This is a genomic window from Stenotrophomonas maltophilia group sp. Smal32 (genome assembly GCF_030237085.1).
GTDB classification, from domain to species: Bacteria; Pseudomonadota; Gammaproteobacteria; order Xanthomonadales; family Xanthomonadaceae; genus Stenotrophomonas; species Stenotrophomonas maltophilia_Q.
Genome location: NZ_JASJSI010000152.1, coordinates 1 through 8,153, shown reverse-complemented (window position 1 = coordinate 8,153; position 8,153 = coordinate 1). Strand labels below are relative to the sequence as shown.

The window sequence follows — 8,153 nt, the reverse complement described above, 5'->3', positions numbered from 1 at the left end:
ACCGCCGCGGCCAGCGGCCTGAGCGCATCTGCGCAGGGGGCCGCGCACCGCCTGGAAGGCGCATTCGCAGTGCTCGACGGCAACACCGGCCTGCAGGGATCGCCCTTCGGTGCCGGCGCCGGTGCGCTGCAATGGGCCGGAGGGGGCCAGCAGGGCCAGGCCGACAGCCTGCAGAGCCTGTCCGGCCAGGCGCATGCGCGCGCCGAGGCCGCCACCTTCGACAGCATCGACATGTCGCGGCGTGCGATTGCCGAGCGCTTCGACCGCGTACAGTCCACCCCGCGCCTGCGGGGTACCTGGCAGAGCGCGTTGGGCGAGGCCGGGCAGGGCAGCTTTGCCGGCAACAGCGCAGACAGCCGTGGCTGGATGGCCGGACAGGATCTGCCGCTGGGCGGCAACGGCCTGATGGGCGTTGCCTTCGGCGAGACCCGCAGCAATGGTGGCAGCAGTTTCGGCGGTGATCGTGGGCGTGACCGCCAGGCGCAGGCACAGTTGTACGCTGGCTGGAGCCAGGGGCGAGGCTATGCGCTGGCCCAGTTCGGCAGTGGCCAGTTCACCCGCGCGCTGGATCGCCAGCTGCTGCTGGGTGCGGGCGTCTACGGTGTCTCGGCGCGTTACGGCGGGCGTTTCAGCAGCGCCAGCGTGGAAGGCGGATATCGGCTGGGCCGCGCAGGCGCTTCGTTGACGCCCTACCTCGGTGCAAGCACCACGCGTGTCGATACCGATGCGTTCAATGAGCTGGGCGGTTTCGGCTTCGGCCTGCGTGGTGATGCCACCCGGGTGCAGCGCAGCCAGATGCTGGCCGGCATCCGCGGCGAGCGTGGATGGGGGCGGTGGACCCTGCGCGGACACGCCGAGTGGCAGCAGCGGCTGGACGGCGGTGGCGCCGATTGGCAAGCCAGTTTTGTCGGCGTGGATGCATGGGCGCCGCTGGCAGGCTGGAATGCGCCGCGTAGCAGTGCGCTGATCGGCCTGGCGCTGGAATCGTGGTGGGGCCGCAATGGCCGCTTGAGCCTGGGCTTTGACCAGCGTATCGGTGGCGAGGGCGCGCGGCAGGCTGCGTTGCGCTACAGCACCGGGTTCTGAGGAATCGGTCGCGCCGGGAAGACTCCCGGCGCGACGTCTGCAGCCTCAGCCGCCGCGCAGGTTGCCCAGGCGTGGGGTGCTGCGGCCCAGCGGCATCTTCAGCTTGCCGATCGACAGGATGCGGCTTTCCGCAATGCGGTCGGCTGCGCGCTGCGGCGCGATGTTCTCGCGCTGCGACAGTTCGAAGATGCGGGTGAGGTTGTGGTAGATGCTGCGGATCAGGCGCATCGCACGTTCGCGGTTGTAGCCGTCGATTTCCAGCGACACGTTCATCACGCCGCCTGCGTTGACCGCGTAGTCCGGCGCGTAGAGGATGCCGCGCGCATGCAGTTCGTCGCCGATCTCCAGGCTCGACAGCTGGTTGTTGGCGGTGCCGCAGATGATCTTCGCCTTGATCCGCGGCAGGGTATCGGCGTTGATGGCGCCTTCCAGCGCGCACGGTGCGAACACGTCGGCGTTCACTTCGTGGATCTCGTCCGGCTTGACCGCCTCGGCACCGAAATCGCTGACTGCACGATCAACCAGCGCACTGTCCAGGTCGGTGACATACAGCTTGGCGCCGCGGTCACGCAGCAGTTTCACCAGTTCCATGCCGATGTGGCCCAGGCCCTGCACCGCGATGCTGGTCTTGCCCACTTCCTCATGGCCGAACTTGAAGCGCATCGACGCCATCAGTGCCTGCAGCGCACCGTAGGCCGTGAACGGCGCCGGATCGCCGGAGCCACCATGGACCTGGTGCACGCCGGTCACGAACTGGCTCTCCAGGTAGATGTTCTCCATGTCGTTGACGTCGGTGCCAACGTCCTCGGCGGTGATGTAGCGGCCGCTCAGCGAATCGACGTAGCGGCCGAAGGCGCGGAACAGCACTTCGGTTTTGTCCGTCTTCGGGTCGCCGATGATCACCGCCTTGCCGCCGCCCACGTTGAGGCCGGCCAGGGCATTCTTGTAGGTCATCGTCCGGCTCAGCCGCAGCACATCGGCCAGCGCCTCGTCGGTGCTGGCGTAAGGGCGCATGCGCACGCCGCCCAGGGCCGGGCCCAGAGTGGTGTTGTGGATGGCGATGATCGCCTTCAGGCCGGCATCGTGGTTGTGGCAGAACACCACTTGTTCGTGGCCGGTGGTGGCGAGGGTTTCGAATAGCATGGCGTCTCCGATGGCGCGAACGGCGGGGAACTGCAACGAACGGCCAGTGAACGGTAGGGTCCCAAAACAAAAAAAGCGACGTCGTCAGTGCAGGGGGACGGGTCGCGCGGCGCCATTCTAGTCCATTCCCCCGGCCGCTGCCGTCGACTTCGGCGGCCTTCCGGTTAAAGAAGATGAAAGTGCGGCCGATGCTGCGACGACGGCGGGTGGCCGGATTCGCGTGAAGAGGCAGGCGGTCAGTGACGGCAAGGGCACCACAACGACAGGGCGGGCGGCGATGACGCCGGCCTGGTGGCGATCGCTGCGCGCCTGGCTGGCGCGGTCGACCGGGGCGGCTCCGCTGCGCCTGGCGGCCGTATCGCGACAGGCCGTCGCTGCTGCCGCAGCCAGCCTGCAGGGCGAGGCCCTGCAGGCCGGTGAGATCGCCGCGCACCTGCAGCGCGGCCTGCACGCACTGGCCCTGTACCCACGGCTGGCCGGCGAGCCTGCCCCCGTCCAGGATCCGGCACTGGGCGAAGCGGTGGCGCGCGCGCTGCAGGACCGCGACTGGGCGACCCGGCAGTTGCCCCGGCGCCCGCAGCTGCTGCCGCAGCTGATCCAGACCGTCAACGACGATGCGGCTTCGGCGCGGGTGATGGCAGCCATCATCGGCCAGGACCCGGTGCTGACCGGCAACCTGCTGCGCATCGCCAACAGCCCGGCCTACAAGGTGCATGAGCGGCCGGTGGAAAGCCTGCAGCGGGCGGTGACCCTGGTCGGTACCGAAGGCGTGCGCCAGATCATCAGCGCGGTGCTGGTGCAGCCGGTGATGCAGGTGCAGTGCGACGTGTTCCCGCAGTTCAGCACGATCGTCTGGGAACACGCATTGCTGGCGTCGCGTGCAGCGGCCGATCACGCGCGCACGGTCACTTTCGGTGACGCCTTCGCCGCGCAGTGGCTGGGGCTGGTGCAGGGGCTGGGCTCTGCGCTGGTGATGCGCCAGCTGCTGCAGGAAGCGCAGGCGCGCGGTGAAACCGTAGAGCCGGCGCTGGCCCTGCAGCTGCTGCAGCAGTGGTCGTTGCCGCTGGCACAACGCGTGGCTGCAGCCTGGGAGCTGCCCGAGCCGGTGCACCAGGCACTGGCGCCGGAGGCCGATGGCCCACTGGCCGACAGCCTGCGTCTGGCCAGCGCCGCAGCGGCGGCCAGCCTGCTGTGCCGGCATGGACATGCCAGCCAGAGCCGCATGCTGGCCCTGCTCGAACAACTGCCGTCGGCGCCGCCGCATGCGCTGCGCTGGATCTGGCGGCGCCTGCACGGTCGCAGCGTGGAAACGCTGGACGAAGCCGGACAGGATCAGGGCGGTCCGGCACCGTGAGGGTTACAGCTGCGATTCCACCGGCAGCCAGCTGATCACCCGTGCGGTCCAGCGCTTGCCGAGGCTGGCACCGGGCTCGGTCTCCACCCAGTGCGGGGGCGGCTGCCGTTCCAGCCAGCGCAGCGCGTCGTTCTGTCCCAGGGCAAGCCACCAGCTGTACTCGGGGCTGGCCAGGCGCAGGTACTCGTCGCGCAGCTGCGCGCCCAGCACCGGGTCATCGAACAGCACGCCCATTTCGGTGTTCAGATAGGCCGAGCGCGGATCGAGATTGAACGAGCCGACGAAGCCACGGCGGTTGTCGACCACGAACGCCTTGGTGTGCAGGCTGGCGCCACTGCTGCCGAACAGGCTGGTATCGGGCCGGCCATGCGCCTTCAGTTCGTACAGCTTCACGCCGGCCTGCAGTAGCGGCACGCGGTAGCCCATGTAGCCGCCGTGCACGGCAGCCACGTCGTTGGCAGCCAGCGAATTGGTGACCACGCCAACCTGCGCGCCCCGTGCGGCCAGCGTCGAAAGCGCCTCGACGCCATCGTGGCCGGGCACGAAATAGGGTGAGATCAACAGTGCACTGCGGCGGGTGCTGCGCAGTTCCTCGCTGAGCGTGCTGACCAGCCAGCCGCGGCGATCATCGTCGCGGTGCTTCATCGGTGGATCGGATGCGATCTGCACGTCCGCGCTCCAGTGCAACGGTTCCGGACTGGGCCGTTGCCGCTGGCGTGATTCGGCCACGCGCTGCAGGTACGGCTGCGCCTTGGCATGCATCGCATCCAGGTCCGACTGCCGCACCAGCTGCCGCAGCTGTGCATCGGTGTAGGACGCCAGCGCGGAAATCGGGATGGCCGCGCCGCTGTTCCAGTAGTCGTCGAAGATCCGGTTGGCCTGCTGCACGGCCGGCCCGGCCACGACCAGGTCCAGATCCTGGAAGTTCACGTCGTCGCGCGCGCTGAAGTACTCCTCGCCGATGTTGCGGCCACCGACGATCGCAATGCGGCCATCGGCGATCCAGCTCTTGTTGTGCATGCGGTGGTTCACGCTGAAGGCGCGTTGCACCAGCTCCAGGGTGCGCGCGATGCCGCTGCGGTTGCGGAACGGGTTGTACAGACGCAGCTCGATGTTCGGATGCGCATCGAGCGCCATCATCAAGGCGTCCTTGTCCTTGGCGTTCATGTCGTCGAGCAGGATGCGCACGCGCACGCCGCGCTCTGCGGCGTCGTACAGCGCCTTGGCCATCAGGTGGCCGACCAGGTCGTCGTGCCAGATGTAGTACTGCAGGTCCAGGCTGCGGCCAGCCTGTGCGGTGATCATCGCGCGTGCGGCGAAGGCATCCATGCCATCACTGAGGAAAGCCACGCCGGACTGGCCGGGATGGGCCTCCTGCAATGGCACGATCTGCTGGTCGATGCGGGTCTGCGCCGGCTGCAGTGGCAGCACCAGCGAGGGTGTGCCCCGTGCCTGCGGGGTGAGATGGTCGGCCAGCAGCAGGCCGGACAGGACCAGCAGCAACAGCGCGGCGAGAATGATTGCAGCGATGCGCAGCAGGCGTCGCCAGAAGGGCTTGGACAGGCTCATGCCCCGATGGTAGATCCACGTCATGCGTGGAAGAAGATCTGCAGGATCAATCCGGGTCAGAGCCCTTGCCTGCGGCAAGGGATCCGACCCCGGCGGGCGTCACGGATGGGGGCGGACCCCTTTCCACGGGAAAGGGCTCTGACCCCGGAGCCTCAGAAGCGCTCGTCGCTGCCCAGGTAGCGCCACTGGCCCGGCGGCAGCGGCCCCAGCGCCACGCGGCCAATGCGCAGCCGACGCACCCCGGTTACCTGCAGCCCGGCGGTTGTCACCGCCGCACGCAGGCCCTTGGCGGTGAGCCCCTTGCCGGCGAACCGCAGCCGCTGTTCGCTCTGCCAGCTGACCTTGCCGCCGCCGGCCTCCTGCTGCAAACGCGCCATCAGCCATGGCCCACGCTCCGGGCCGCCCTCGGCCACTTCGATCAGGTATTCCTGCTCAGTGCGGCCCAGATTGCGCTGCAGATGCGCCAGCGTGGCCGGATCCTGGCTGACCACGACCAGGCCGCTATCAGCCGCAGGCAGTGATGCGGCCAGCTGCAGGCCGTGGAAATGCCGCTGCAGTGGACGGATATCGCTGGCGTCGAGTTCGCTGCGGCTGTCACTGCTGACCAGCGTGCACAGGGTTTCGGCGGCGACACCGGCCGGCTTGTTCAACAGCATGCTTACCCGTTCGGCCTTTTCATCGCTGGCCTGCTCCGCCACTACGATCACCGCGCTGTCATCGACCGGGCGCTGCGGTTGTTCCACCACCTCGCCGTTGACCGACACCCAGCCACCTTCAATGTAGCGCCGTGCTTCGCCGCGCGGGATGCCGAGCAGGGCGGACAGGTGTTTGTCGAGACGGATCGGTTCCATGGCGGGCAGGTCGGGCAGGGGGCGCGCAGTGTAGCTGCTGCGGCCGGTCAGCGCTGGCCGCGGTTGGCCAGCTCGGTCAGGTACAGGCGGGTATCGAATTCCAGCTGCAGGTAATCCGGTTCCATGTGCTGGCACAGCTGGTAGAAGGCCTTGTTGTGGTCGGCTTCCTTCAGGTGGGCCAGTTCGTGCACCACGATCATGCGCAGGAAGGCCGCCGGTGCCTGGCGGAACACGGTGGCGATGCGGATCTCGCGGCTGGCCTTGAGGCGGCCACCGTGCACGCGGGAAATGGCGGTATGGGTGCCCAGGGCGTGCTTGATCACTTCCAGCGTGTTGTCGTAGCAGACCTTGTTGAGCGGCACCGACTTGCGCAGGTAGCGGTCCTTCAGCTCCTGGGTGTAGTCGTACAGCTGGCGGTCGCTGCGCACCTCGTGCGGGTCGGGGTAGCGCTGCTGCAGCCAAGGGCCGAGCTTGCCCTGCGCCAGCAGGTCGCTGACCTGGGCGACCAGGGGTTCAGGATAGCCGGTGAGGTACTTCAGGACTGCCATGCAGGGGCGGCGGGGCGTCGGTAGAATGGGGCATCCAAGATTACACGCGGTACGCATCGACCATGGCAAAGCCCAACGCGCTGCAGGAACAATTGCTCAAGGCCGGCCTGGCCAAGAAGTCGCAGGCCAGCGCTGCCGCGAGCGCGCAGGCCAAGGCCCGCCAGGGCAAGGCCGAATCGACCTCGGGCGAGGTCCAGCGCGAGGCTGAACGCGCCCGCGCCGAGAAGGTCGAGCGCGACCGCGCGCTGGCCGCCGAGCGTAACGCCCAGGCCCGCCAGGCTGAACAGAAGGCCCAGGCCCGGCAGATCATCAGTGCCCACGCCGTGCCCCACAAGGGCGACGATGAGTACCGGTTCAGTGACGGCGCCGCGATCCGCACCCTGCTGATCGACCCCAAGCTGCGCAAGGCGCTGTCGGTCGGTGTGCTCGTCATCGTTGCCCACGGCGACGGCTACGCCCTGCTGCCGCGCGCTGCGGCAGAGAAGGTGCGTGAACGCGCGCCGGAAGCGATCATCGTCGATCACGGCCAGCCGGGCTCGACCGCCGAGATCTCCACCGGCAATGCCGAGGACGATGCCTACTACGCGCAGTTCCAGGTGCCGGACGACCTGGTCTGGTAAGCAAAAAAGGGGACGGAGGGGATTAAGTCGCAATCGGCTTGATCGAACCCATTCGCGTTCTGTTTGGCATCCTGAAGAGCAGCCGAGCATGGCTCGGCTCTACACGAAGGCCTGTCTTTTTGCCGGGGTGTATCGTCTCCATATCAGGCGACACACCTGCGGAGGATGGCCATGGCCACCGGTTGGGCGGGAGACGGCGCGGTCCAGGACCAGATTGACGCCACCGTCGACGATGCGATCGCCCGCGCACGGCGCCAGCTGCGCGAGGGCCCCGGTCTGGAACACTGTGAGGAATGCGACGCGCCGATTCCGTTGGCGCGGCGCCGGGCTGTACCCGGTGTTCGGCTCTGCGTGGCGTGCCAGCAGGCGCACGACGACGAAGAGCAGGCGCACAGTGGCTACAACCGGCGCGGCAGCAAGGACAGCCAGCTGAGGTAAAGGGGGTTTTTATTGCAGGGCTGCGCCCTGCACCTGCCGAAGCCAGAGCTAGAGCCAGAGCAACGTCAAAAGCCTGCATTCCGTGGGATGGCGGGGCGGTGTGGGTGGTCAGGACACGCCGTAAACCCATCCATGGGGGCTCGATGGCGCCATCCATGGCGCCAACGGTCCTGCCCACCCAAACCGCCCCGCCTCTGACAGATTCCGTGCGCTGTTGGCGGGTGCCGACCGTTAGTCGGCACATCTGTCAGATATCGAATGAATTCATTCGTGCCGACCAACGGTCGGCACACACCAAAGCAGAACGCCGTTCCGACAGTTCGCGGAAAACTGTCGAAGGCGGGGTGGGGGCGGGGGGGGGGGGGGGGGGGGGCGGGGGGGGGGGGGGGCGCGGGGGGGGGGGGGGGAGTAATGGGACGCGCCAAGCGCCGCGCGCCCCGGGCCCCCCCCCGTGCCGCCCTCTGGCTGGGCGTGTGGGGGGGCGGGGGGGGGGGGGGGCGGGGGCGGTGACTACCCCCCCCCCCGGCCTGCCGGGCGGGGGGCG

The 8,153-nt window shown here is 68.4% G+C and carries 8 protein-coding genes; 4 read left to right on the top strand and 4 right to left on the bottom strand.

Annotation, left to right across the window (positions count from 1 at the left end; translation table 11 throughout):
• Window positions 1–1,086: autotransporter domain-containing protein (locus QRO91_RS20970; protein WP_285310546.1), on the top strand; the 1,086-nt coding region annotated here is incomplete at its 5' end.
• Between the two features lie 45 nt (window positions 1,087–1,131).
• On the opposite strand, the gene QRO91_RS20965 is transcribed toward QRO91_RS20970, so the two are convergent.
• Window positions 1,132–2,229, bottom strand: coding sequence for a Glu/Leu/Phe/Val dehydrogenase dimerization domain-containing protein (locus QRO91_RS20965; RefSeq protein WP_049430511.1), 1,098 nt, complete (start codon window positions 2,227–2,229; stop codon window positions 1,132–1,134).
• 277 nt (window positions 2,230–2,506) lie between these two features.
• On the opposite strand from QRO91_RS20965, the gene QRO91_RS20960 reads away from it, so the two are divergent.
• The gene (locus QRO91_RS20960; RefSeq protein WP_049430509.1) at window positions 2,507–3,583 is read left to right on the top strand and encodes an HDOD domain-containing protein; all 1,077 of its coding nucleotides are present in this window, start codon (window positions 2,507–2,509) and stop codon (window positions 3,581–3,583) included.
• 3 nt (window positions 3,584–3,586) lie between these two features.
• Here the strand turns inward: QRO91_RS20960 and QRO91_RS20955 are convergent, their stop codons facing one another.
• The 3 genes from QRO91_RS20955 to QRO91_RS20945 all read right to left on the bottom strand — a co-directional run bounded on the left by QRO91_RS20955 (window position 3,587) and on the right by QRO91_RS20945 (window position 6,551).
• Window positions 3,587–5,176 (bottom strand): phospholipase D family protein, encoded by a 1,590-nt coding sequence (locus QRO91_RS20955; RefSeq protein ID WP_049430507.1) that lies wholly within the window; start codon window positions 5,174–5,176, stop codon window positions 3,587–3,589.
• A 128-nt stretch (window positions 5,177–5,304) separates the two neighbouring features.
• Complete coding sequence (locus tag QRO91_RS20950) at window positions 5,305–6,003, bottom strand: RNA pseudouridine synthase (RefSeq protein WP_049430505.1); 699 nt, start codon at window positions 6,001–6,003, stop codon at window positions 5,305–5,307.
• Between the two features lie 47 nt (window positions 6,004–6,050).
• Window positions 6,051–6,551, bottom strand: coding sequence for a M48 family metallopeptidase (locus tag QRO91_RS20945; RefSeq protein ID WP_049430504.1), 501 nt, complete (start codon window positions 6,549–6,551; stop codon window positions 6,051–6,053).
• A gap of 62 nt (window positions 6,552–6,613) precedes the next feature.
• Here QRO91_RS20945 and QRO91_RS20940 point away from each other — a divergent pair, with 62 nt between their 5' ends.
• Window positions 6,614–7,171, top strand: a complete 558-nt coding sequence (locus QRO91_RS20940; RefSeq protein WP_049430503.1) for a DUF2058 domain-containing protein — start codon at window positions 6,614–6,616, stop codon at window positions 7,169–7,171.
• Between the two features lie 171 nt (window positions 7,172–7,342).
• Entirely contained in the window at window positions 7,343–7,609 is a 267-nt protein-coding gene (locus QRO91_RS20935; RefSeq protein WP_049430538.1) for a DksA/TraR family C4-type zinc finger protein, read from the top strand.
• Window positions 7,610–8,153: the final 544 nt, after the last annotated feature.

Excerpts from the sequence above, each read along its gene's own strand:
- QRO91_RS20965 (WP_049430511.1), bottom strand. The coding sequence starts at position 2,229 with ATGCTATTCGAAACCCTCGCCACCACCGGCCACGAACAAGTGGTGTTC.
- QRO91_RS20955 (WP_049430507.1), bottom strand. The coding sequence starts at position 5,176 with ATGACGTGGATCTACCATCGGGGCATGAGCCTGTCCAAGCCCTTCTGG.
- QRO91_RS20940 (WP_049430503.1), top strand. The coding sequence starts at position 6,614 with ATGGCAAAGCCCAACGCGCTGCAGGAACAATTGCTCAAGGCCGGCCTG.
- QRO91_RS20960 (WP_049430509.1), top strand. The coding sequence starts at position 2,507 with ATGACGCCGGCCTGGTGGCGATCGCTGCGCGCCTGGCTGGCGCGGTCG.
- QRO91_RS20935 (WP_049430538.1), top strand. The coding sequence starts at position 7,343 with ATGGCCACCGGTTGGGCGGGAGACGGCGCGGTCCAGGACCAGATTGAC.
- QRO91_RS20950 (WP_049430505.1), bottom strand. The coding sequence starts at position 6,003 with ATGGAACCGATCCGTCTCGACAAACACCTGTCCGCCCTGCTCGGCATC.
- QRO91_RS20945 (WP_049430504.1), bottom strand. The coding sequence starts at position 6,551 with ATGGCAGTCCTGAAGTACCTCACCGGCTATCCTGAACCCCTGGTCGCC.